This window comes from Streptomyces sp. NBC_01622 (genome assembly GCF_045209635.1).
Classification (GTDB): Bacteria; Actinomycetota; Actinomycetes; order Streptomycetales; family Streptomycetaceae; genus Streptomyces.
Genome location: NZ_CP109293.1, coordinates 2295391 through 2318651, shown reverse-complemented (window position 1 = coordinate 2318651; position 23261 = coordinate 2295391). Strand labels below are relative to the sequence as shown.

At 70.1% G+C, this 23261-nt stretch carries 21 protein-coding genes; 8 read left to right on the top strand and 13 right to left on the bottom strand.

Annotation, left to right across the window (positions count from 1 at the left end; translation table 11 throughout):
• Nucleotides 1–12: 12 nt before the first annotated feature.
• Genes OH768_RS10645 through OH768_RS10620 form a run of 6 tightly spaced genes read right to left on the bottom strand, consistent with a single transcriptional unit; the run spans nucleotide 13 to nucleotide 4924 of the window.
• Nucleotides 13–930: an SDR family NAD(P)-dependent oxidoreductase gene (locus OH768_RS10645; protein WP_406452397.1), complete on the bottom strand. Its 918-nt coding sequence runs from the start codon at nucleotides 928–930 to the stop codon at nucleotides 13–15.
• Between the two features lie 35 nt (nucleotides 931–965).
• Complete coding sequence (locus OH768_RS10640) at nucleotides 966–2207, bottom strand: cytochrome P450 (RefSeq protein ID WP_406452395.1); 1242 nt, start codon at nucleotides 2205–2207, stop codon at nucleotides 966–968.
• 52 nt (nucleotides 2208–2259) lie between these two features.
• Entirely contained in the window at nucleotides 2260–2454 is a 195-nt protein-coding gene (locus tag OH768_RS10635; RefSeq protein WP_406452393.1) for a ferredoxin, read from the bottom strand.
• A 31-nt stretch (nucleotides 2455–2485) separates the two neighbouring features.
• Entirely contained in the window at nucleotides 2486–3685 is a 1200-nt protein-coding gene (locus tag OH768_RS10630) for an NAD(P)/FAD-dependent oxidoreductase (RefSeq protein WP_406452391.1), read from the bottom strand.
• Between the two features lie 44 nt (nucleotides 3686–3729).
• On the bottom strand, nucleotides 3730–4470 hold the full coding sequence (locus tag OH768_RS10625) for an SDR family NAD(P)-dependent oxidoreductase (RefSeq protein WP_406452389.1): 741 nt from the start codon (nucleotides 4468–4470) through the stop codon (nucleotides 3730–3732).
• Between the two features lie 58 nt (nucleotides 4471–4528).
• Nucleotides 4529–4924 (bottom strand): carboxymuconolactone decarboxylase family protein, encoded by a 396-nt coding sequence (locus tag OH768_RS10620; RefSeq protein ID WP_406452387.1) that lies wholly within the window; start codon nucleotides 4922–4924, stop codon nucleotides 4529–4531.
• Nucleotides 4925–5152: 228 nt separating this feature from the next.
• Here OH768_RS10620 and OH768_RS10615 point away from each other — a divergent pair, with 228 nt between their 5' ends.
• Entirely contained in the window at nucleotides 5153–6781 is a 1629-nt protein-coding gene (locus tag OH768_RS10615) for a flavin-containing monooxygenase (RefSeq protein WP_406452385.1), read from the top strand.
• A 63-nt stretch (nucleotides 6782–6844) separates the two neighbouring features.
• Here OH768_RS10615 and OH768_RS10610 read toward each other — a convergent pair whose 3' ends face one another.
• A complete protein-coding gene (locus tag OH768_RS10610; protein WP_406452383.1) occupies nucleotides 6845–7243 on the bottom strand; it encodes a nuclear transport factor 2 family protein in 399 nt (132 codons plus the stop codon).
• Nucleotides 7244–7307: 64 nt separating this feature from the next.
• Nucleotides 7308–7706: a nuclear transport factor 2 family protein gene (locus tag OH768_RS10605; protein ID WP_359609522.1), complete on the bottom strand. Its 399-nt coding sequence runs from the start codon at nucleotides 7704–7706 to the stop codon at nucleotides 7308–7310.
• A 155-nt stretch (nucleotides 7707–7861) separates the two neighbouring features.
• On the opposite strand from OH768_RS10605, the gene OH768_RS10600 reads away from it, so the two are divergent.
• The gene (locus OH768_RS10600) at nucleotides 7862–8911 is read left to right on the top strand and encodes a cyclase family protein (protein WP_406452381.1); all 1050 of its coding nucleotides are present in this window, start codon (nucleotides 7862–7864) and stop codon (nucleotides 8909–8911) included.
• A 72-nt stretch (nucleotides 8912–8983) separates the two neighbouring features.
• Here OH768_RS10600 and OH768_RS10595 read toward each other — a convergent pair whose 3' ends face one another.
• On the bottom strand, nucleotides 8984–10972 hold the full coding sequence (locus tag OH768_RS10595) for a pyruvate dehydrogenase complex E1 component subunit beta (RefSeq protein ID WP_406452379.1): 1989 nt from the start codon (nucleotides 10970–10972) through the stop codon (nucleotides 8984–8986).
• A gap of 141 nt (nucleotides 10973–11113) precedes the next feature.
• Between OH768_RS10595 and OH768_RS10590 the strand changes: the two genes are divergently transcribed.
• Nucleotides 11114–11821 carry a TetR/AcrR family transcriptional regulator gene (locus OH768_RS10590; RefSeq protein WP_406452377.1) on the top strand — a complete coding sequence of 236 codons (708 nt, stop codon included), beginning with the start codon at nucleotides 11114–11116 and terminating at the stop codon, nucleotides 11819–11821.
• Between the two features lie 43 nt (nucleotides 11822–11864).
• On the opposite strand, the gene OH768_RS10585 is transcribed toward OH768_RS10590, so the two are convergent.
• The 3 genes from OH768_RS10585 to OH768_RS10575 all read right to left on the bottom strand — a co-directional run bounded on the left by OH768_RS10585 (nucleotide 11865) and on the right by OH768_RS10575 (nucleotide 14940).
• A complete protein-coding gene (locus tag OH768_RS10585) occupies nucleotides 11865–13019 on the bottom strand; it encodes an acyl-CoA dehydrogenase family protein (protein ID WP_406452375.1) in 1155 nt (384 codons plus the stop codon).
• A gap of 1 nt (nucleotide 13020) precedes the next feature.
• Nucleotides 13021–14079, bottom strand: a complete 1059-nt coding sequence (locus OH768_RS10580; RefSeq protein WP_406452373.1) for a 2,3-butanediol dehydrogenase — start codon at nucleotides 14077–14079, stop codon at nucleotides 13021–13023.
• A 96-nt stretch (nucleotides 14080–14175) separates the two neighbouring features.
• The gene (locus OH768_RS10575) at nucleotides 14176–14940 is read right to left on the bottom strand and encodes an enoyl-CoA hydratase/isomerase family protein (RefSeq protein WP_406452371.1); all 765 of its coding nucleotides are present in this window, start codon (nucleotides 14938–14940) and stop codon (nucleotides 14176–14178) included.
• A gap of 222 nt (nucleotides 14941–15162) precedes the next feature.
• Between OH768_RS10575 and OH768_RS10570 the strand changes: the two genes are divergently transcribed.
• From OH768_RS10570 to OH768_RS10560, 3 genes are all read left to right on the top strand, one after another.
• A complete protein-coding gene (locus tag OH768_RS10570) occupies nucleotides 15163–16698 on the top strand; it encodes an acyl-CoA synthetase (protein ID WP_406452369.1) in 1536 nt (511 codons plus the stop codon).
• 3 nt (nucleotides 16699–16701) lie between these two features.
• The gene (locus OH768_RS10565; protein WP_406452367.1) at nucleotides 16702–17490 is read left to right on the top strand and encodes an SDR family NAD(P)-dependent oxidoreductase; all 789 of its coding nucleotides are present in this window, start codon (nucleotides 16702–16704) and stop codon (nucleotides 17488–17490) included.
• Between the two features lie 204 nt (nucleotides 17491–17694).
• Nucleotides 17695–20460: an ATP-binding protein gene (locus tag OH768_RS10560; protein ID WP_406452365.1), complete on the top strand. Its 2766-nt coding sequence runs from the start codon at nucleotides 17695–17697 to the stop codon at nucleotides 20458–20460.
• 54 nt (nucleotides 20461–20514) lie between these two features.
• Here OH768_RS10560 and OH768_RS10555 read toward each other — a convergent pair whose 3' ends face one another.
• Nucleotides 20515–20916, bottom strand: a complete 402-nt coding sequence (locus OH768_RS10555; RefSeq protein WP_406452363.1) for a hypothetical protein — start codon at nucleotides 20914–20916, stop codon at nucleotides 20515–20517.
• 198 nt (nucleotides 20917–21114) lie between these two features.
• Between OH768_RS10555 and OH768_RS10550 the strand changes: the two genes are divergently transcribed.
• Together OH768_RS10550 and OH768_RS10545 are read left to right on the top strand one after the other, a co-directional pair.
• Nucleotides 21115–21948, top strand: a complete 834-nt coding sequence (locus OH768_RS10550) for a M55 family metallopeptidase (protein WP_406452361.1) — start codon at nucleotides 21115–21117, stop codon at nucleotides 21946–21948.
• Nucleotides 21941–23251, top strand: coding sequence for a M20/M25/M40 family metallo-hydrolase (locus tag OH768_RS10545; RefSeq protein ID WP_406452359.1), 1311 nt, complete (start codon nucleotides 21941–21943; stop codon nucleotides 23249–23251). Before OH768_RS10550 ends, OH768_RS10545 begins: the two co-directional genes overlap by 8 nt.
• Nucleotides 23252–23261 lie beyond the last annotated feature (10 nt).

Sequence of the window (23261 nt, the reverse complement as noted above, 5' to 3'; positions counted from 1 at the left end):
CCTCCCCAGGCCCTAGCCGAACTGGTGCTTGAGGAACGACCCGGACCACGCCATCAGGTCCGCGGGCACGTAGTACCCCTTCTCGTCGTTGATCGCGTCCCAGTTCTTCGCGACGTCCTCGACGGAGGCCGCGCCCCCTTCGTGCGCGTACCCCTCCGTCGAGGCCAGGAAGACCCGCGCGAAGCGGCCCGCACCGGCCGTGTAGATCTCGCCGCTCACCGGGACGCTCTCGTGCGCGAGGTAGGCCACCATCGGCGCCACCGCCGACGACGGCATGTACGGCATGCCCTCCGCGGTCTCGGCGGGCTCTTCGTCGGGGCCGCCGCCCATCCGGGTCATCGCGGCCGGCGCGATCAGGTTGACCTTGATGTTGTGCGGCTCGCCCGCCAGCTTCGCGCTGCGCGCCATGCCGACCGTGCCCGCCTTCGCGGCGGCGTAGGACAGGTTGTTGTCCATGCCGAACATGCCGCTGGAGGTGGTCAGGACGACCCGTCCGTAGCCCTGCTCCACGAAGTGCGGCCAGGCGGCCCGCATCGTGTTGAAGGAACCGAGGAGGTGGACGGCCAAGTGCCGTTCCAGGTTGTCGAGTTCGATCTCCGGCAGGCTCGCGTACCGGATGATCCCGGCGTTGTTGACGAGGACGTCGATCCGCCCGAAGCTCTGGATCGCGGTGTCGATGATGGCCTCGCCGCCGGCCTCCGTGGACACGTCGTGGGTGTCGGCCACGGCCTCACCGCCGGCGGCGATGATCCCGTCGACGACCTTCTGCGCGGGTCCGGCGTCGGAGCCCTCGCCCTCCATCGACCCGCCCAGGTCGTTGGCGACGACCTTCGCCCCGCGCTCCGCCAGCAGACGGGCGTAGGCGCGGCCGAGGCCACGGCCCGCGCCGGTGACGACGGCGACGCGTCCTTCGAAGCCGAACTCGCTCATGGGTGACTCCAGTTGTGTGCGGGAAAGCGTGGTCGCTACCAGGTGACCGGCAGCTCGTGGATGCCGTAGGCGAGCGCGTCGTCCCGGCGGAACCTGAGCTCGTCGAAGCCGACCGCGAGGCGCAGCGTCGGGACGCGGCGGTACAACGTGCCGTAGACGACCTGCAGTTCGATGCGGGCGAGCTGCTGGCCGAGGCACTGGTGGATGCCCCAGGCGAAGGCGTGGTGGTGCCGGGCCTCGCGGGTGATGTCGAACTTCTCCGGCTCGGGGAAGGCCGCCGGGTCCCAGTTGCCCGCGGGCAGCGGGACGACGATGCCCTCGCCGGCCTTGATGGTGACGCCCTCGATCTCGATGTCCTCGGCGGCGATCCGCCGCTGGCCGAGCGCCGGGATCGTCAGATAGCGCAGGATCTCCTCGACCGCGTTGGCGACGGCCTTCGGGTCGTCCGTCTCGCGCAGCAGGGCGAGTTGCTCGGGGTTCTGCAGGAGCAGGGCGGTGCCCAGGGCGATCATGCTGGCGCTGGTCTCGTGACCGGCGATCAGCAGGATCATGCAGAGCATGACGGCCTCGGGCAGGGTGACCTCGCCCGCCTTGATCCGCCCGGCGAAGTCCGAGATGACGTCGTCGCTCGGCTCCTCCATCCGCTTCTGCAGCAGCCCGGCCAGATAGCCGCCCAGCGCTTCCATGGCCGCCCGGTCCTGCTCGGCGGTCTTGTCGCTGCGGGTCGCCAGCGAGGCGTGCTCCTGGAAGAACTCGTGGTCCTCGTACGGCACTCCGAGCAGCGCGCAGATCATCAGCGAGGGCAGCGGCAGCGCGAGGGCCTCCACCAGGTCGACCGGTTTCGGGCCCGCGAGCATCGTGTCGATCAGCTCGTCGGTGAACCGCTGGATCTCCGGCCGCAGCTTCTCCATCCGGTTGCGCGTGAACGGAGCCGTCATCATGCGGCGGATCCGCGTGTGGTCGGCGCCGTCGGCGTTGAAGATGGTCAGCGGGTGGTGGGGGGAGTTCTCCGCCATGGCCTGGTTCGGGTGCGGGAACCCGGCCTGCTTGTCGTTCGAGCTCACCCGCGGGTCGGACAGGATCACGCGCTGCGCGGCATGCCCGGTCACCAGCCACGGGGTGCTGCCGTCCCAGATCCGGCCCCGGGACACGGGCGCCGTCTCGTTCAGGGCGCGCAGCCCGGCCGGCGGGGCGAACGGGCAGCTGCGGTCCCGCGCGCCCGGGTAGTCGAAGAGCTCCGCGTCAGGGGCGGCGAGTTCCGTCTCGGCCTCGGACATGGTGGTTCCTCCAGATGAGGGTGGGGTGGGGGGAATGCGGCTGGGGGGCAGGTCATTCCTCGATACGGATCGCAAGCGCCGGGCACACGGCCGCCGCGTTCCGTACGTCGTCGGCCAGTTCGGCCGGCGGGTTCTCTTCCAGCAGGACGACGATGCCGTCCTCGTCACGCTGGTCGAACACGTCCATCGCGGCGGCGACGCACTGCCCGGCGGCGACGCACTTGTCCTCGTCGACGACAACCTTCATGGCAACTCTCCTGATCGTTCGGCGGGATCGTTCAACGGGCGGGGGAGGGGACCGAGTCGACGATCTCCTGACGGCGCTGCCTGGCCTGCTTGGGCATGTTCCAGCCGAGGATCCCGGTGACCCGGCCCCCGCTGCGGTACCGCGCGACGAACCGGCGGGCCGCCAACCCGCCGTCCACTACGTCCACTTCGGCATCGGTCGGCAGAAGACCGTGCACCTGGAGCTTGGCGTCGAACTGATCGGTCCAGAAGTACGGCACCGGTTCGTAGGGCCGGTCCTCCCCGAGGATCGCTCCGGCGACCGCCATGGCCTGCTCGGTGGCGTTCGTCCGGTTCTCCAGCCGGATCAGCCGGCCGAGCTGCTCGTGGTGCCAGCGGGCCACGTCACCGACGGCGTAGATCCCGGGCGCGGCCCGGCAACGCGAGTCGCACACCACGCCGTTGTCGAGGTCGAGGCCGCTGCCGGCCAGCCACTCCGTCGCCGGACTCGCCCCGATCGCGACCACGACCACATCGGCGGGCAGCACCTCGCCGGTCCTCAACTCGACGCCGGAGACGCGTCCTTGGGCACCGGTCAGCCCTACGACGCCGTTCCCGAGGCGGAGTCGCACCCCCCGCTCGGTGTGCAGCTCCGCCAGCAGTCCCGACACCAGCGGGCCCACCTGAAGGGCCAGCGGTCCGGTCAGCGGGCCGGCCAAGGTGACATCCAGGCCCAACGTCCGTGCCGTGGCGGCGATTTCGGAGCCGAGGACCCCTTCGCCCACGACCACCAGACGTGACCCGGCGAGCAGATCGGTGCGCAGGGCGAGCGCGTCGTCGAGGGTGCGCAGCACATGCACACCGGTCAACTCGCCCTGCCCGGGCAGCACTCGGGGCCGTACCCCGGTGGCAATCACGACCCCGTCGGCGCTCAGCTCGCGCCCGGACTCGGTGCGTACGGTCCGGGTCGCCGGGTCGAGGCCGACCGCCGGATCGCCGAGCACGAACTCGGTGTCCAGGCCGGTCAGCATCTCCTCGGTGCGCAGCGCGGCCCGACCGGGCTCCCAGGCGCCGGAGAGGATCTGCTTGGACAGCGGCGGACGGTCGTACGGGGCGTGCGGCTCGGCGCCGAGCACCGTGATCCGGCCGGTGTACCCCTTGCGGCGGAGGGCCTCCACCGTGGTCAGCCCGGACGCGGAGGCGCCCACCACCAGCACGTGGGCCACGGCCCCGGTGTCGTCCTCGATGCTCATGTTCTGCTCCGTTGCAGCGTCGTCGCGATGTTCTGTGCGGGTGCTCACACGAGGTAGCGTCCGCCGTTGGCGCTGAGGGTCTGGCCGGTGACGTAGGACGCTTCCTCGGAGGCGAGGTAGGCCACCGCGTAGGCGACGTCCTCCGGCTGCCCGGCGCGCTTCATCGGCATGGTGGCGGCTGCCGCCTCCACGTCGACGGGGCCCTGGCGGACCAGCGGGGTGTCGATGAAGCCGGGCGGCACGTGGTTGACCGTGATGCCCTTCTCGATGTACTCGATCGCGAGGGCACGGGTGAGGCCGATGACACCGCCCTTGGAGGACGCGTAGTGGGCCATCGCGGGCGCGCCGGTCTGCGCGGAGGACGAGGAGATGTTGATGATCCGGCCCCAGCCCGCCTTGACCATGTCGGGCACGATCTCCTTGGTGACCAGGAACGGGCCCTTGAGGTTGATCGCGATCATGCGGTCCCAGGACGCCTCGGAGATGCTGGTGAACGGCTCGTAGGCGGTGATGCCCGCGTTGTTGACCAGGATCGTGACCGGGCCGAGGTCCTCACGGGTGCGGGCCGCCGCCGCTGCCACCGCACCCGCCTCGGCCGCGTCGCCGGAGACGGCGATCGCCGTGCCGCCCGCCTCCTGGATGGCCGCCGCGGTCTTCTCGGCGCCCTCGGTGTTGAGGTCCCACACCGCGACCGCGGCTCCCCTGGCCGCGAGCACCTTCGCGATCGCCTGGCCGATGCCCCGGCCGCCGCCGGTGACGACCGCGACCTTTCCCTGCAGTGACATGTGCGCTCCCTTGCGCTCGTGCGCGGTGCCGGAGAACGGACACCGGTCGTTCGTACGGCTATTCGCCCAGGGCCTCGCGGGCCGCGGTGCGGGCTGCCACGGCCCGGGGGAAGCCGGTGTACCCGGCGGAGTGGTAGATGACCTCGGCCAGCTCGTCCCTGGTCACCCCGTTGGTCAGGGCGACCCGGACATGGGTCTTCAGCTCGGTCTCGGCGCCGAGCGCGATCAGGATGCCGAGGGTGACCAGGCTGCGGTCGCGCGGGGCCAGACCCTCGCGGCCCCACAGCGCGCCCCACACGGTGGACAGGCCGATCTCGACGAGATCCTCGCCGAGCTTGCCGTCCCGCATGTCGAGATCACCCTCCGCGGGAACCACCCCGGGCAGCGCGGCACGAAGGGCTTTCAGCCCCGCGACGCGCAGATCGGCGGTTTCCTTGACGTCTTCGGCGCTCATGCGCGACTCCCGGTGCATGCGGATTGCATTCGTCCCAAACGAAAGTTAGATCAAACGGTCGGTACAATCAATGCCTGTCGCGGATATGGCTGGTCCAAGCTCTCTCCGTCATCGCCATTGATCGGGCCAAGCCCCTCATCTAGTCTCGGTCTGAATATTCGACCGACTGGTCGAACTATCAAACCGGGCTCATGTGGGAGCCGCAGCCCCAGTCACCATGGAGCGCAAATGAGCGAAACTTCTAAGCCTGCGGTCCAGGACCGGGTCGACGTCCTCGTCATCGGGGCCGGCGTCACCGGCATCTACCAGCTGTACACCGCCCGGGAGGCGGGCTTCTCGGTGCGGCTCCTGGAAGCGGGCACCGGCGTGGGCGGCACCTGGTACTGGAACCGCTACCCCGAGGCGCGCTTCGACTCCGAGAGCTACACCTACGGCTACCTCTTCTCGAAGGAGCTGTGGGAGGAGTGGGAGTGGTCGGAGCGGTTCGCGGGCCAGCCCGAGATCGAGCGCTACTTCAACCACGTCGTCGACCGCTTCGACCTGCGGCGCGACATCCGCACCGGCGTCAAGGTGACCTCGGCCGTCTTCGACGAGCCCTCCGGCACCTGGACCGTCCGGGGCAGCGACGGCACCGAGGTCAGGGCCCGCTACGTCGTCGCGGCCACCGGCAACCTCTCGGTGCCGTTCATCCCCGGCATCCCCGGACGCGAGGACTTCCGCGGCGAGCAGCACCACACCGCGCGCTGGCCGAAGACGCCCGTCGACTTCACCGGCAAGCGGGTGGCCCAGATCGGCACCGGCTCCAGCGGGGTCCAGATCATCTCCGCGATCGCCGACGACGTAGCACAGTTGACGGTGTATCAGAAGGACGCCGACTGGCTCACGCCGCTCAACAACGCGCCGATCACACCCGAGGAACAGGCCGAGCTCAAGGCCAACTACGAGTCCATCCGCGACACGTTGAACACCTCGCCGAGCGGCTTCCTGCACCAGATCGTCATGCGCTCGGGCCTCGACGACAGCCCGGAGGACCGCCAGGCGTTCTACGAGGAGCGCTGGAACGGCCCGGGCTTCACCAAACTCACCGAGCACTACATGGACATGCTCTCGAACGAGACCGTCAACGCGGAGTGGTGCGCGTTCATGGCCGACAAGATCCGCAGCATCGTCAAGGACCCCGAGACGGCTGACAAGTTGATCCCCAAGGGGCATGGCTACGGCGGCCGTCGGCCCCCCTTCGGCACCGGCTACTACGAGACGTACAACAAGCCGAACGTCTCCCTCGTCGACATCAACACGACGCCGATCACCCGCATCACCGAGGACGGCATCGAAACCGCCGACGGTGTCGAGGAGTTCGACATCATCATCTGGGCCACCGGCTACGACTTCGGCACCGGCGCCCTCAACAGGCTTGGCGTACAAGGCCGTCAGGGCCTCCCGCTGAAGGAGTACTGGGCGGACGGCCCGCGCACCTACCTCGGTGTCGCGACGGCCGGCTTCCCCAACTTCTTCTTCCCCGGCGGCCCGCACGGCGCGACCGGCAACAACCCGCGCTACGCCGGCGACCAGGTGGAGATCATCACCGACGCCATCGTCCACGCGCGCGACCACGGCTACGACATCGTCGAGGTCACCGAGGCGGCCGAGGAGGAGTGGACGGACGCCATGAACAACAGCAAGATGTCCTCCTTCCTGGAGAGCAGTTACTTCTACGGCGGCAACATCCCCGGCAAGCCGGTCAAGCAGCTCCTCAACCCGACTGGCCGGTGGGCGCTCCAGGAGGCGATCAACACCGTCAAGCAGAACGACTTCCCGACCTTCGTCCTCACCAAGGCCGAGCACCCGGACGCCTGAACGCCCGGACGCCCGTGCCGCCCTGGACGTGGGCGGCACGGGCGTCCGGGCCTCCGCCGCGGTCTACTCCGCGAAGGTCGTGACCCGGTGCTGGAACAGCCACTGGCCGTCCTCGCGGCGCAGGACGTCGTCGTAGCGTCCGACCAGCTGCACGCTCCAGCCCGCCTCGCCGCGCGCGAAGAACGCCAGATTGCTGACGGCGGTCGCCTCGTCCTCGGTGGCGGAGGTGACGACGGTGTTGGCGATCAGGTGCAACTGCGGCGCCTGGGGCGCGAAGCCGCCGAAGCCCTGCCGTATCGCCTCCCTGCCCTCGAACTTGGCCATGCCGACGATCTCGGCGACGCCGTCGGGGGTGTACAGGTCGGCGATGTCGTCGGCCCGTCCGGCGTCCAGGGCCTGGGCGTAGGCCGCGATGGCGGTCTGGACGGCCGCCGTGACGGACGCGTCGATCGATGTGGTCATCTCACTCCAAGGTCGAGGTCGAGGTCGAAGTCGTGAAGGTCAACAGGCGTGCCGGTGGCGGCCGTTACGCCTGGTACGTCGTCTTCCTGCGGTGCAGCAGCCAGGTGCCGTCCTGGCGGCGCAGGGTGTCGTCGTAGTGCCCGACCACGCCGATCGCCCAGCCCGCCTCGCCGCGCTGGAGGAAGGCCACGTCGCTCAGCGCGCGGGCCTCGTCCTCGCCCGTGGGCGTCACGACGGTGTTGGTCACCAGGTGGAGCTGCGGCTGGACCGGCTCCCAGCCCTTGAAGGCCGCGTGGATGGCGTCGCGCCCCTCGACGGGGTCCATGCCAGGTATCTCCAGGACGGCGTCGGGCGTGTACAGCGCGACGAGGTCGTCGGTGCGGCCGGCGTCCTGGGCCTGGGTGTGCGCGCCGAGCACGGCCCGTACGCCCGCCACGACCCACGCCTGTGTGGATTCGCTCATTCTTCGCTCCAAGGTAGGGAGTTTCGACCACTCAGTCTATTGATGAGTCGAAGATAAAGGGAGGGGCTGCGCAGGATTCGTTGACCGATCGGTACAATCACAAATAACATGCGGGCGGCCGGTCAACGGGGACTGTCGCCGAAGGAGGCGTGATCATGACGAAGCGTTGGAAGCAGCGTCCGCCGGGCTCGACGTGGGGCGATTGGGGCGAGGACGACGAACTGGGTCGTATCAACCTGCTCACTCCCGAGAAGGTGCTCCAGGGGGTCCGCGAGGTCGAGCACGGCATCAGCTTCAGCCTGAGCCTGCCGCTCGACTATCCGGGCGGGAGCGAGCTGAACCAGCGGCGCTACCCTCCGATCCTGCGGCCCACCGAGGACCTGGAACACAAGCAGGACGTCTTCTACAACATCAAGGCGCGCGAGCACTTCTCGCCGCACCTCAGGGACGTCTGGTCCGACGACGTGGTGACCCTCTGGCTCCAGTACTCGACGCAGTGGGACGCGCTCGCCCACCAGGGCCAGGAGTTCGACGCCGACGGTGACGGCGTCGAGGAGGCGGTCTACTACAACGGCTACCGTGCCGACACCGACATCGTCGGACCGCAGGAGGACGCCAAGGGCGACGGCAGCGGCACCCTCGGCTTCGCCCGCCACCTGGGCCTCGAGCACATGGCGGAGCACGGGGTCCAGGGCCGGGGCGTCCTGATCGACCTCGCCCACCACCTGGGCAACACCTGGCAGCCGGTCAACCTGAAGACCCTTCAGGAGATCATGGCGGCGGACGACATCGTCGTCGAACCCGGCGACATGCTCCTGCTGCACACCGGCTTCGACACCGCCGTGATGGCCTGGGGCAAGGACCCCGACCCCGTGGGCATCCACACCACGGCCTCCTACCTCGACGCGTTCGACCCGGCGCTGCTGGAGTGGATCGCCGACTCGCAGATCTCGGCGCTGGTGTCGGACAACTACGCGGTCGAGGGCGTGGGGGTGGGCCCCGAGGACAACACCCCGCACTCGCTGCTCCCGATCCACAACCTCTGCCTCTTCAAACTGGGCGTCCCGCTGGGCGAGTTGTGGTACCTGGAGAAGCTGGCGGCCTGGCTCCGCGAGCACAACCGCAGCCGCTTCCTGCTCACCGCGCCCCCGCTCAACCTGCCGGGCACACAGGGCAGTCCGCTGACACCGGTCGCGACCGTCTGACCGCCTGACAGCCGCTGCGACGGGAAGGGCCCCCAGAGATTCTGGGGGCCCTTCCCGTCGCAGCAGCTGTGATCAAACCGCGGCGATCCTGCGCACCGTGTCCGCGATCGTGTCCCGCGAGGGCAGCCAGACGTGCTCCAACGAGGGTGCGTACGGCGCCGGGACGGACGGCGGTGCCACGCGGGTGACCGGGGCGTCCAGGTGCCAGAAGCCCTCGTCGACGGCCATAGCGGAGAGTTCGGCGCCGACGCCGAAGTCCCGTACGGCCTCGTGCGCGATGACCAGACGGTTGGTCTTGGCGAGGGAGGCGAGGACGGTCTCGCGGTCCAGCGGGGAGATCGTGCGCAGGTCGATCACCTCGACGCTGATGCCCTCACCGGCGAGCAACTCCGCTGCCGCCAGGGCGTCCTGGATCATCCGCGACCAGGAGACCAGGGTGAGGTCGGTGCCCTCCCGGATCACCTTCGCCTTGCCGAGGGGGATCAGGTGGTCGGCCGGGGGCTTGGGGCCCTTGAGGCCGTACTGGAGGCGATTCTCGACGAAGACCACGGGGTTGGGGTCTTGGATCGCGGCGCGCAACAGACCATAAGTGTCAGCGGGGTTGGACGGCATCACGACCGTCAGGCCGGGGATGTGCGCGAGCAGGGCCTCCAGGCTCTGCGAGTGCTGGCTGCCCGAGGAGCGGCCCGCGCCGAACTGGGTGCGGACGACCAGCGGCATGGAGGCCCGGCCGCCGGTCATGAAGCGGAGTTTGGCGGCCTGGTTGAGGAGCATGTCGAGACAGACGCCGATGAAGTCCATGTACATGATCTCGACCACGGGCTTCATCCCGGCCATGGCCGCCCCCACCGCCGTACCGACGATGGCGCTCTCGCTGATCGGCGTGTCCCGCACCCGGCCGGGGAAGGCCTGGGCGAGTCCGCGGGTGAGCCCGAAGACGTTGCCGCCCGCGCCGACGTCGATGCCGGCGACGAACACGCTTGGATCGGCGGTCAGTTCGTGCTCCAGGGCCAGTCGTACGGCGTCCATGGAGCGGAAGATCTCGGCGTCGGCAGGGAGCGGCGCGGGCTCGGGGACGGGGAGGCGGGGGGCCGAGACGTAGTCGTGCAGGGTCTCCGGGGCCGGTTCCGGCAGGCTCCTGGCCCAGTCGATCGCCGCCTCTATCTCCTTGTCGATCTCCTCGTCCACGGCGTCGGCCGCAGCCGCGTCCAGCTGGCGGCGGGCGATCAGCAGCGGGTCGCGCTCCTTGGCGGCGGCGACCTCCTCGGCGGGGCGGTAGCGCTCGGGGTCGCCCTCGTAGTGGCCGTGCCAGCGGTACGTCTCGGCCTCGACCAGGACCGGGCCGCCGCCCGCGCGCAGCCGCGCGACCACCCCGGTCATGGTCTGCGCCACCGCCAACACGTCGTTGCCGTCGACGTGTTCGTAGGCGATGCCGTATCCGGCGGCACGCGCGGAGAGCGGGGCGCGATGCTGCTCGGACGCGGGGGAGAACTCGGAGTAGTGGTTGTTCTCACAGAGGAAGACGACCGGCAGATCCCATACGGCGGCGAGGTTCACGGCCTCGTGGAACATGCCCTGGGCCACCGCCCCGTCCCCGAAGAACGCCACCACCACGTCACCGGCCGCCCGGAGTTTCGCGGCGGTGGCGACCCCGGCGGCGATCGGGAGGCCCGCGCCGACGATGCCGTTCGCGCCGTAGATCCCGAGCCCGGGGTCCGCGATGTGCATCGAGCCGCCGCGGCCGTGGCAGGTGCCAGCGTCCTTGCCCATCAGTTCGGCCATCATCGACGCCGAGTCCAGGCCCTTGGCCAGGACGTGGCCGTGGCCGCGGTGGGTGGAGGTGATGCCGTCGCGGGCGCCGAGCGGCCAGCAGGCGCCGACGGCGCTCGCCTCCTGGCCGATCGACAGATGCAGGAAGCCCGGGATCTCCGTCGCCTTGTACAGGTCGGACGCCCGCTCCTCGAAGCGCCGGATGCGGCGCATCCGCCGGTACATCTCCAGGAGCTGGTCCGTCCGTGCGGTGCCGGTGCCGGTTCCGATGTGGTGCGATGCCTGAGTCATACGGTCCTCGCTTTAATGTACCGTTTGGTCTAGCAAACTAGAGCGACGTCCCCGGGGCCGCTTCCCCCAGGCGTGCCGCAGCGCGGCGCCTGTGCGGGCCCGGGACAGCACGCACGTCGTCACAGCCAGGGGAGAGAAGACATGCCACGACCACCGGGTCATGGGCCGGGCTTCGAAGTCAGACGCCAGAAGATCATCGACACCGCGGCGTCCCTGTTCGCGCAACAGGGCTACGCGGCGACCTCCATCAACGACCTGGGCCGCGCGGTCGGGCTCGCCAAGGGTGCCCTGTACTACTACATCGGCTCCAAGGAGAACCTGCTCATCGAGATCCAGTCGCGGGTGCTCGGCCCGCTGCTGGCCCGCGCCAAGGAGATCGCGGCCCTCGACGAGGTGCCGCTGCTGCGGCTGCGCCTGCTGTCGGAGTCGCTGCTGACGATCATCTTCCGCCGGCTCGACCACATCTGGGTCTACGAGCACGACTACCGCAGCCTCAGCGGCAAGGAGCTGGAGATCGTGCTGCGGCAGCGCTCCGACTTCGAGCACCTGATCACCGGCCTGCTCACCGAGGCCGTCGAGGAGGGGACCTTCCGCGCGGTCGAACCGCACCTGGCCACCCTCCAGTTCCTCAACCTGCACAACCACACCTACCAGTGGGTGCGGCCGGACGGCAGCTGGGACGCCGTGTTCCTGTCCGGCGAGTACTGCTCGACCCTGTTCCGGGGTTTCGCCGCCAACGTCGGCGAACTCCCGGACGTGGAGGCGCTGGCCGCCGAGTTCAAGCGGGCCCGGCCCGAACTGCCCCTCGATCCCGAGGCGTTGTGGGAAGCGGTCTCCGTGGCGAGCTGACCGGACCCGCGGTGCGCTGTGGCGCACCGCGGATCCCGCCCCGTCACGCGCCCTTGACCAGGGCCCTGGCGATGACATTGCGCTGGATCTCGTTGGTGCCCTCGCCGATCTCCAGGATCTTGGCGTCGGCGTAGAAACGGGAGATCTCCGACTCGCGTACGTACCCGTAGCCGCCGTGGATCTGAACTGCCTGCGAGGCGGCCCGGTTGGCGACCTCGGAGGCGTACAGCTTGGCCATCGCGGCCTCCGTGCTGTGCGGGCGGCCCTGGTCGGCGAGCCACGCGGCGCGGTACACCATCCAGCGGGCAGCCTGGTACTCCGTACCCATGTCGGCGATCTTGTGCGCGATCGCCTGGAAGTCGGAGAGCGGACGTCCGAACTGGTGCCGTTCCTTGGCGTGTTTGACCGCGAGGGCCAGTGCCGCCTTCGCGAGCGAGAGGCCCAGCGCGGCCACGCTGATCCGGCCGCCGTCGAGCACGGACAGGAACTGCCGCAGACCGTTGCCCTCCTCGCCGATCAGATGGTCGTCGGAGACCCAGCAGTCGGTGAACACCAACTCCCGTGTGTCCATGGCGTGCCAGCCGAGCTTCTTCAGCTTCGCGCCGACCGTGTAACCGGGCGTTCCGGTCGGCACGTAGAAGGTTGCGTACCCCTTCCGCCCGTCCGCGCCCTTGCCGGTCGTCGCCAGCAGGGTGACGCCCTGACTGATGTCGGTGCCCGCGTTGGTGATGAACATCTTCGTGCCGTTGATCACCCAACCCCCGTCCGCCCGGCGGGCGGTGGTCGCGATCCCGGCCGCGTCGGAGCCGGCGTCCGGCTCGGTCAGCCCGAACGCGCCGATCGCCTCGCCCTTCGCCAGCGGGGTCAGCCAGCGCCGCTTCTGCTCCTCGGTGCCGTACGCGAGCAACGGCAGCGTGCCGATGGTCGAGTGCGCGTTCCACGAGGAGGCCACCGACTGGTCGGCGGCGCCGAGTTCCTCCATCACCGCGACATAGGTGACCGTGTCCGAGCCCGCCCCGCCGTACTCCTCCGGCACGAGCATGCCCATCAGGCCGAGTTCGCCGAGCTTGGTGAAGATCTTGGTGGGGAAGATCTCGTTCTCGGACCACTCGGCCGCGTGGGGCGTGATCTCGTTGGCCGCGAACTCGCGGACCATGTCCTGGAGAGCGAGGGTCTCCTCGGGCAGGTCGAAGTCCATGTCACAGTCCCTTCGGGGTCAGCAGCACCTTCAGGTGCTTGGCCCGGTCGGCGGCCAGGTCCTCGAAGACACCGGCTCCTCCCGAGAGCGGAAAACGGCCGGTGATCAGGGCGGAGGCATCCAGACGTCCGGTGCTCATCAGATCGATCACGCGCGGGATGTCGAAGTTGTAGCCGAGCGTGCCGACCACCGACCGCTCGTAGAACACGAGTTGGCCCATGTCGAACTCGACGCTGCCGTGCCCGACCCCGGCCAGCACGACCCGTCCGCCGCGCCGCACTATCGACACGGCCTGGCCTGCGAGCGCGGGTACACCGGTCGCGTCGATGACGACGTCCGGGCCGATCCGGCCGGTCCGCACGAACACCTCGCGCCGTACGTCCGTTTCGCGCGGGTCGAAGGCCTCGGTGACGCCGATGCCGAGCAGCATCTCGCGGCGGCCCGCGAGGGGTTCGCTCACGAACAGGCCTGCGGCGCCCGCGATCTGGGCGGCCAGGACCACGGCTACGCCGATCGGGCCGCCGCCGACCACTAGAACGTTGTCGCCCGGTTTGACCCCGGCGCGGGTCACGGCGTGCAGACCTACCGCCAACGGCTCTGCTACGGCGGCGAGTTCGTCGCTGACGTTGTCCGGGAGGCGGGTCAGGCCGGCCAGCGGGACGGTGACGCGTTCCGCGAAGCCGCCGGGGGAGGCGAGGCCTACGGAGCCGCTCTTGGGGCAGATGTGGTACTCGCCGCGCGTGCACCAGAAGCAGGTGCCGCAGCGCCAGACGGGGTCCGCGGTGACGCGGTCGCCGATTTCGGTGCCGGGTACTGGGGTACCCAACGCGACTACTGTGCCGCTGAGTTCGTGGCCGAGGGCGAGGGGTGGCTTGGTGCCGGTGAGGGGGTGGGGGCCCTCTCGGATCATGTGGGGGCCTTCTAGGTATTCGTGCAGGTCTGTGCCGCAGACTCCACACCACGACACTTCTACGACGGCTTCGTGTGGGGCTGGGTCCGGTGGTTCGGGTACCTCTTCGAGGCGTAGGTCACGTGCACCGTGCCAGACGAGTGCCTCCATGTTTTCCGCCCCTTTCGTGTCGTGTTTTGGCTGCCGGCCGGTGGGGGCTGGTCGCGCCCCGCGGCGGAGCCGCTGTTTGATACAGCCCCGCGCCCCTTAAGGGGCGCTCTTCTTGCCCTTGTTCAGAAACGAGCGGAGGCCCGTGCTCGCGTCTTCCGTGCCGAACACGCCTGTGAACAAGGACCGTTCGAGAGCCAGGCCCGCCGCCATGCTCGCGTCCGTGCCGTGGTCCACCGCCTCCTTGATCGCCTCCAGAGCTGCCGGTGGGCCCTCGGACAGTCGGCGGGCGTAGGTCAGGGCGGCCTTCAGGGCCTCGCCCGTGGGGACCACCTCGTCGACGAGGCCCAGCCGTAGCGCCTCCTCCGCCTTCACCCTGCGACCGGTCATCAGGAGGTTCTTCGCGCGGGACGGGCCGATCAGGCGGGACAGGCGCTGGGTGCCGCCGGAGCCGGGCATGATGCCGAGCTGGACCTCAGGCTGGGCGAAGACCGCGTCCTGTGCTGCCACCCGGTAGTCGGCGGCCAGGGCCAGTTCCATGCCGCCGCCCAGGGCGTAGCCGGTGACCGCCGCGATCACCGGCATCGGGAGGCGGGACACCTCGTCGAAGGTGCGTTGGAGGGCTCGGTTCCAGCCGCGTATCTCCTCCGGGCCCATCGCGGCCAGGGCCTTGATGTCGGCGCCCGCGGCGAAGAGCCGTTCGCCGCCGTGGACGACGACGGCCCGTACCGCGGGGGAGTCCGCCAGCTCGCGTACGCGGGCGGACAGCTCCTCTCTCTGCAGGGAGTCGAAGGCGTTCATCGGCGGGTTGTCGAGGCGGAGCGTGACGACCGGTCCGTCGGTGTCCAGTCGGATGCGTGGCACGTAGAACCCTCCTCGTCGGCGGAAGCGGCGGAAGCGGCGGCACGTGCGCTCGAATGGTTGTCGATGCGCACGCGCCGTCGTAAAGTGCGGCTCATAGGTTTTATAGACCAAGGGGTACACTAAATTATGTGAGTGGGCAACCGACCGGTCGGGATCCGGTTTGCCCCATGAGCCGTGGTCGAGCCGTGTTCAGCGCCGAACACCACAGAGCGAGAGTGAGCCGTGCACAATTTCGCGAGCATCCTCGATTACCACCTGGCGCAGCGGCCCGAGGCCGTCGCCGTCGTCCAGGACGAGCGTTCTCTGACCGTCCGTCAACTGCACGAGCGCGTGAACCAGTTGACGGCGGGCCTGGCCGAGCTGGGCGTCGGGCGCGGCGATGTCGTAGGTCTGCTGCTCTACAACCAGCCCGAATTCCTGGAGCTGGTGTACGCGACCAACCGGCTCGGCGCGGTCTTCCTGCCGCTCAACTACCGCCTCTCGGAAGAGGAGTGGCAGTACATTCTGGGGCACGCCCAGGCCAAGGTGATCGTCACCGAGCCGGAGTTCGTCCGGGCGGTGGAGCGCAGCGCCGGGTGTCTGACCGATCTGGAGCACCGGATTCTGATCGGCGGGGGCGAGCCGCCCGAGGAGCCGTGGACCGACTACGAGGAGTTGCTGGCCCGGCACAAGGGGGAGCGGGTGGAGCCCGTGGACGTCCAACTCGACGATCTCCAGCGGCTCATGTACACCTCCGGGACTACGTCGCGACCCAAGGGCGTCCGCATCACCTACGGAAACCTTGAGGCGAAGAACCTCGCGCACATCGTCCACTTCGGTCTGACGGCGGCGGACACCACGCTGGTGTGCGGGCCGCTCTACCACGTGGGTGGACTGGACATGCCGGCCCTCGGGGTCCTCCACGCGGGCGGGAGCGTCGTACTTCAGCGGAAGTTCGATCCGCAGGGCGCCCTGGACGCGATCGAGAAGCACCGGGTCACCAATGTGTGGCTGGCGCCCGCCATGGTCAACGCGGTTCTTGAGGTCCCGGATCGTGAGGAGTACGACACCAGCTCGGTGCGCTTCATCCTCGGCGGTGGCGAGAAGACCCCCGAACCGGTGCTGCGGCGCATCATGACCGCCTTCCCCAACGCCTGGTTCGCCGATGCCTACGGCCTGACCGAGACCGTTTCCGGCGACACCTTCCTCGACCGCGAGCACGCGCTGTCCAAGCTGGGCTCGGTCGGGCGTCCCGTGCCGCACACGCGCGTGCGGATCGTCGACGACACGGGCGCCGAGGTTCCGGCCGGTGAGCTCGGGGAGATCACCCTGCGCGGACCGAAGGTCTTCGCCGGGTACTGGCGGGACGAGAAGGCCACCGCGGCTGCGCTCCGGGACGGCTGGTTCCACACGGGCGACATCGGGCACGTCGACGAGGACGGCTTCCTCTACATCGACGACCGGAAGAAGGACATGATCGTCTCGGGCGGCGAGAACATCGCCACGCCCGAGGTGGAGCGTGTGCTGTACGAGCACCCGGCGGTGCTGGAGGCCGCCGTGGTCGGGATCGACCATCCTCGGTGGGGTGAAGTGCCGCGCGCCTTCGTGGTGTTCAGGCCGGGCGAGGGCGCCGGTTCGGAGGAGCTGCGGGAGTTCTGCCGGGCCCGGCTCGCCAAGTTCAAGGTGCCGGCCCGCTTCGACATCGTCGACGAGCTGCCCCGTACCCCGTCCGGCAAGGTCCTCAAGCGGACCCTGCGCGACCTCCCCGCGGAGGGCTGAGCCATGGCGGAATCGAATGACGTGAAGGACGTGAATGCCCAACTCCGGCTCGACGGGCGGACGGTGTGGGTGACGGGTGCGGGGAAGGGGCTCGGGCGGGCGATCGCCGTCGCGCTGTCCCAGACGGGTGCCACCGTGGCCGCAACTGCCCGTACCGCAGCGGACCTTGAGAGTCTGGAGGCCGAACTCGCCGCGCACGGCGGCAAGGTGCTGGTGCTGCCCGGCTCGGTCGCCGACTCCACCGCCGTACGGACCATCGTCGAGCGCATCACCGACGGCACCGGCCGCCTCGACGCGGTCGTCAACTGCGCCGGTACGAGCCCGCACTTCACCCGCAGCGAGCGGGTCACCGACGAGGACTGGCAACAGGTCCTCGACGTCAATCTCCAGGGCACCTTCTACTGCTGCCGCGAGGCGGGCAAGGTGATGCTGGAGCAGCGCTCGGGCTCGATCGTCAACGTCTCCTCGGTCCACGCCCGCACCGGCTTCGAGCGGATCGCCGCCTACGCGGCCAGCAAGGGCGGGGTCGAGGCGCTGACCAAGGCCCTCGCCGTCGAGTGGGCCGGTCGCGGGGTGCGGGTCAACGCCCTCGCGCCCGGCTACTTCCACACCGACCTCAGCTCCGGCCTGCTGGCCAGCCGCTGGGGCGAACGCATCGTCGACAGCACGCCGTTGGGCCGCGTCGGCGAGGTCGAGGAGCTCGGCGGTGCCGCCGTCTTCCTCGCCTCCGACGCGTCGCGGTTCGTCACCGGGACGACGCTCACGGTGGACGGCGGGTGGACCGCACGGTAGTTGGCCGGTTCGCCTGCGGTGGCTGGGGCTTCGGGTGTGCACGGAGGTGCTCGTCCGTGCACCGTTCTGTCCGTGAAGTGGCTTGAAGAAGCTCGGCCACCCCGGCATCGTGAAGTGGGGGACGCGGTCCGAATCCTTGGTGGCAGCGCGAATTCGAGGCCTGAACTCATCCGTTCACGCGGTGCTCAAGGGGGAGGGATCCGCATGCCTGAAACGGTGTTTCTGGGCCGTGAGGACGAGCTCGCGAGGATGGCCGCCCGGCTGCGCCGCGCCGGGCACAGCGAACCCCAGGTCGTGGTCGTGGACGGCCCCGCAGGGATCGGCAAGACCTCGCTGGTGCGCCGGTTCGTGAAGGATCCGGGCTCGGTGTGCCGTGTGCTGTGGGCCAGCGGCTCGGACGGCGAGGCGGACCTGCCGTACGGCGTGCTGGCCCAGCTGGTGGCGGGCCTCGCCGACGAACCGGACGCTCCACTGCGGGACTTGAACGGCTGCGGGCGGGCCGGGTCCGCACTGCCGGATCCGATCGGCGTCGGCTCCGCGCTGATCGACGCCCTCGGCCGGGCCCAGGACCGGTCCCCGGTCGTCCTGGTGATCGACGACATGAACTGGGCCGACACACCCTCGCTGCACGCGCTCACCTTCGCCCTGCGGAGGCTGCGCGTGGACCGGGTGCTGACCCTGCTGGCGGCCCGCGACACCGTCGACCCGCGACTGCCCGCCGGACTGCGCCGTGTCCTGGCTGAGGACAGCACACTCAGGCTGACCCTGGACGGACTCAGCGTCGACGAACTGGCCGAACTCGGCCGCGCGTTGGGCACCGCCCCGCTGTCGCGGCGGGCCGCCACCCGGCTGCAGGAGCACACCCACGGCAACCCGCTGCACACCCGAGCCCTCCTCGACCAGGTCCACCATGACGTCCTCGCGGCCGGCGACGCGGCACTGCCGGCCCCGCGCAGCTACGCACGCCTCGTCAACGACGGACTCGCCGCATGCACCGCTCCCACCCGGCGACTGGTGGCCGCGGCCAGCGTGCTCGGCATGTCCAGCCCGCTCCACAAGGCCGCGCGGGTCGGGGAAGTGGCCACCCCGCTGGACGCCCTGGAGGAGGCGGTGGCCGCGGGACTCCTGGCCGAGGAACCGGCCGTCGACCTGCCCCGGGCCGTCTTCGCCCACCCACTCCAACGGGCCGCCGTCTACCAGGGGTTGGGCCTCCGCCGACGCTCGCATCTGCACGAGGCGGCGGCCCGGCTCGCGGACGAACCCGCCGAGGCGCTCCGCCACCGGGCCCGCGCCGCCGTCCAGCCCGACGCCGGCCTCGCCGACGAACTCGCCGCGTACGCCGCCCGGCAGGCCGACGAAGGCGCCTGGTCGGCCGCTGCCGCCTACCTCATGTCGGGCGCCCGGCTGACCGCCGACCGCACCCGCGCCGAGGAACGCACGGTCCAGGCGGTGGAGTACCTGCTGCTCGCGGGAGACGTCGGCCAGGCCGTCGAACTCACCGACACCGTACGGGGGTTGCCGCGGACCGCGCAGCAGCAGTACGTGCTCGGACGCCTCGCCCTGGAGTCCGGCCGGCAGGACGAGGCCCGCCGGGAGCTGACCGCCGCCTGGCGCAGCCGGAGCGCCGACACCGAGCCGGAGACCGTCCGCTGCGTCGCCGAACAGATGGCCTGGCTGTGTCTCATCCAGAGCGACGCGCACGGCGCGGTCAGCTGGGCCCGCCGGGGACTCGACACCGGACCCGGCGACCGGGCCTCGCTCCTGCGGGACGAACTCACTCTCGCGCTGGCGCTGACCGGACGGTTCGAGGAAGGGCTCAAAGCCGTCGCCGACCTGCCCGAACGCGGCCCCTACTCGGGTGCCAAGGAACTCGACGGGCTGTTCGCCCGGGGCGCGCTGCGCATGTGGAACGGGGAGTACGACGCCGCCTGCCGCAACCTGAGCGAGTCCTGCGCCGCGCACCGCAGGGGCGGCCTGCCGTCGGTGGTCGCGCCCTCGCTGGGCTATCTCGCCGACGCCGAGTACCGCGCCGGACGCTGGGACGAGGCCATCGCCCACAGCACCCAGGCCGTGTCCCTGGCCGAGGACACCGACCACATGTCGATGCTGGCCCTGGCCCACGCGGTCGCCGCGTACCCGCTCGCGGGCCGCGGCGACTTCCCCGCCGCACGGGAGCACGTCCGGTGTGCCATCGAGTACGCGAACAGACTCGCCGACGTCAACGACCTGGCGTACGCGATGAGCGCACTGGCCCTGCTGCGGGCCGCCGAGAGCGACCACGCGGGCGTGGTCGAGGCGCTGAGTCCGCTGCTCGGCCCGGAACTCGCCTACCGCGACGCCATCGACGAACCCGGGGTCTTCCCCTGGCGCCATCTCCTGGTCGAGGGCCTGGTCCGCACCGGCCGCACACGCGAGGCCGAGGCGGTGCTCGTCCCGTACGAGACGCTGGCCGAGGCCCGTGGCCGCTGGCCCGACATGGCCGCCGCCGCCCGCTGCCGCGGCATGATCGAAGGGGCACGCGGTGACACCGACGCCGCCGAGCGGGCCTTCCGGGCCGGACTGCGCCACTGCGGACAGGACACCACCTGCTGGGAGCGGGCACTGCTGCACCTCGCCTACGGCGCGTTCCTGCGCCGCGGCTCCAAACGCGGCGCCGCCGCCGTCGAACTCGACGTCGCCTGGGCCGCGTTCACCCGGCTGGACGCCGTGCCCTTCCTGGAACAGTGCCGGACGGAACTCGCCGCCTGCGGACGCACCTCGACCCGCCCGCGCACCGCCTCGCACTCGGTGCTCACCCCGCAGGAACTCACCGTGGGCAGCCTCGCCGCCCAGGGCCTGAGCAACCGGCAGATCGCCCGTGAGCTGGCCCTCAGCATCAAGACCATCGAGTACCACCTCGGGCACATCTACGCGAAGCTCGGCCTCACCTCACGTGTGGGCCTCGTCGTCGCCCTGGCACCCTCACCCTGAGGGCCCGCCGGCCCGGGGTGGTCCCCGGGCCGGCCCAGGACGATTCCCCCGTGTCTACGGCTCGACCAGGAACAGTTCGCTGGTCTCGAAGTCGGCGTCGAAGTTCCGCAGGCCGACGAGGAGGTAGGCGTACACCTGGCACAGGTGCCCACCGCGGCCCTTCAGCGCGGACGGCTCCACGTGGTACACGAACTTCTGGTCCTCCTGCGGCCAGTTGGCGTCCATGAAGGAGCCCTTCGTGGGGCCCGCCGTCTTGAAGGGAATGTTGTTGTTCGCGGTGATGTCACGCACGATGATCTCCGCCTGGTACTTGCCGCCGCCCCCCAGGAGCGTCGATCCGCACTCCGCCTCCAGCACGATCTCGATCTCCCCGGAAGCCTCGAACGTCACGTCCGCGATGCTGCTCTTCGGCCGTCGGGTGAACACCCGCACCAGCTCGACATCGTTCGGTCCCATGGTCATCTCCCTTGCGTTCCCCGAGGACGGCGAGCGGCTCGTGGGTGGAGCGGCTTCGACCGTCACTGCACGCGGACTCTAGGAACGGCGCGGGGTCCGCGCCCCAGAGGCGGAGTCGGGGATAACCCTGGCGTGGGGACACCAGGGGGTGCGGCGCTTCCTGGTGGGCCGCATCCTCGGCGCGTAACGTGACGCACCATGAAGATCCTGATCAGCGCCGACATGGAGGGTGCCACCGGCGTCACCTGGCCCGCCGACGTGTTGCCGGGAACACCGCAGTGGGAGCGGTGCCGTTCGCTGTTCACCTCGGACGTGAACGCCGCCGTCCTCGGCTTCTACGACGGCGGCGCCGACGAGGTCCTCGTCAACGAGGCGCACTGGACGATGCGCAACCTGCTCCTTGAGCGGCTCGACGAGCGGACGCAGATGCTCACCGGACGCCACAAGTCCCTCTCCATGGTGGAGGGCGTGCAGCACGGCGACATCGACGGCATCGCGTTCGTCGGCTACCACGCGGGCGCCGGCATGGAGGGCGTCCTCGCCCACACCTACCTCGCGAACTCGATCACCGGGGTGTGGCTGAACGACGTCCGCGCGAGCGAGGGACTGCTCAACGCGCATGTCGTCGCCGAGTACGGGGTACCGGTGATCCTGGTCACGGGTGACGACGTGGCCTGCGAGGACGCCCTCGGGTACGCGCCCGGGGCGCTGAAGGTCGCCGTCAAGGACCATGTGTCGCGGTACGCGGCCGTGTGCCGGACACCGGCGAGGACGGCCGCCGACATCCGCGCGGCGGCGAAGGAGGCGGCAAAGCTGGCGGTCCGTCAGGAACCGGTACGGGGAGGGCCGTTCACCGTCGCCCTCGAGTTCGACGCCGAGCACCTCGCGATGGCGGCCACCGTCGTGCCCGGTGTCGGGCGGGCCGGGGAGCGGAAGGTGGCGTACACCAGCGACACCATGTACGAGGGGATCCGAACCTTCAAGACGGTCACCACGATCGTCTCGGCCGCGGTGGAGGAGCAGTATGGCTGACATCGACGCGCGGGCCCTGGACGAGGTGGTCACCTTCACCTCGGACCTCATCCGCATCGACACGACCAACCGGGGCGGCGGCGACTGCCGGGAGCGCCCCGCCGCCGAGTACGCCGCCGAACGACTGGCCGACGCGGGCCTCGAACCCACCCTCCTGGAACGCGCAAAGGGCCGCACCAATGTCGTCGCCCGCATCGAGGGCACCGACCCGTCGGCGGACGCGCTGCTGGTCCACGGTCACCTGGACGTCGTACCGGCGCAGGCCGAGGACTGGACCGTGCACCCGTTCTCCGGCGAGATCCGCGACGGGGTCGTGTGGGGGCGCGGCGCGGTCGACATGAAGAACATGGACGCGATGATCCTCGCCGTCGTCCGGGCCTGGGCCAGAGAGGGTGTACGGCCGCGCCGCGATCTCGTCATCGCGTTCACCGCCGACGAGGAGGCGAGCGCCGAGGACGGCTCCGGCTTCCTGGCCGACCGGCACCCCGGGCTCTTCGAGGGCTGCACCGAAGGCATCAGCGAATCAGGGGCGTTCACCTTCCACGACGGCGGCGGCCGGGAGATCTACCCCATCGCGGCCGGCGAACGCGGCACCGGCTGGCTCAAGTTGACCGCGCACGGCCGGGCCGGCCACGGCTCCAAGGTCAACCACGAGAACGCGGTGACCCGCCTCGCCGCCGCGATCACCCGCATCGGCGAACACGAATGGCCGCTACGGCTCACCCCGACCGTCCGCGCGGCCCTCACCGAACTCGCCGCCCTGTACGGCCTCGAACCCGACCTCGACGACATCGACCTGCTCCTCGCCAAGCTCGGGCCGGCGGCGAAACTCGTCGAGCCCGTCGTCCGCAACAGCGCCAACCCGACCATGCTGAACGCCGGTTACAAGGTCAACGTGATCCCGGGCGAGGCCGTGGCCTACGTCGACGGCCGCTATCTGCCGGGCGGCGAGGACGAGTTCCGCACCACCCTTGACCGCCTCACCGGACCCGACGTCGACTGGGAGTTCCACCACCGCGAGGTCGCCCTCCAGGCCCCGGTCGACTCACCGACATACGCACAAATGCGGGCCGCCGTCGAGGAGTTCGCGCCCGAGGGACATGTGGTGCCGTACTGCATGTCCGGCGGCACCGACGCCAAACAGTTCTCGCGCCTCGGCATCACCGGCTACGGCTTCGCACCACTGAAGCTCCCCGAGGGCTTCGACTACCAGGCGCTGTTCCACGGAGTCGACGAACGGGTCCCCGTCGAGGCACTCCACTTCGGCGTCCGTGTCCTGGACCGCTTCCTGCGGACGGCCTGACAAGTGGGGG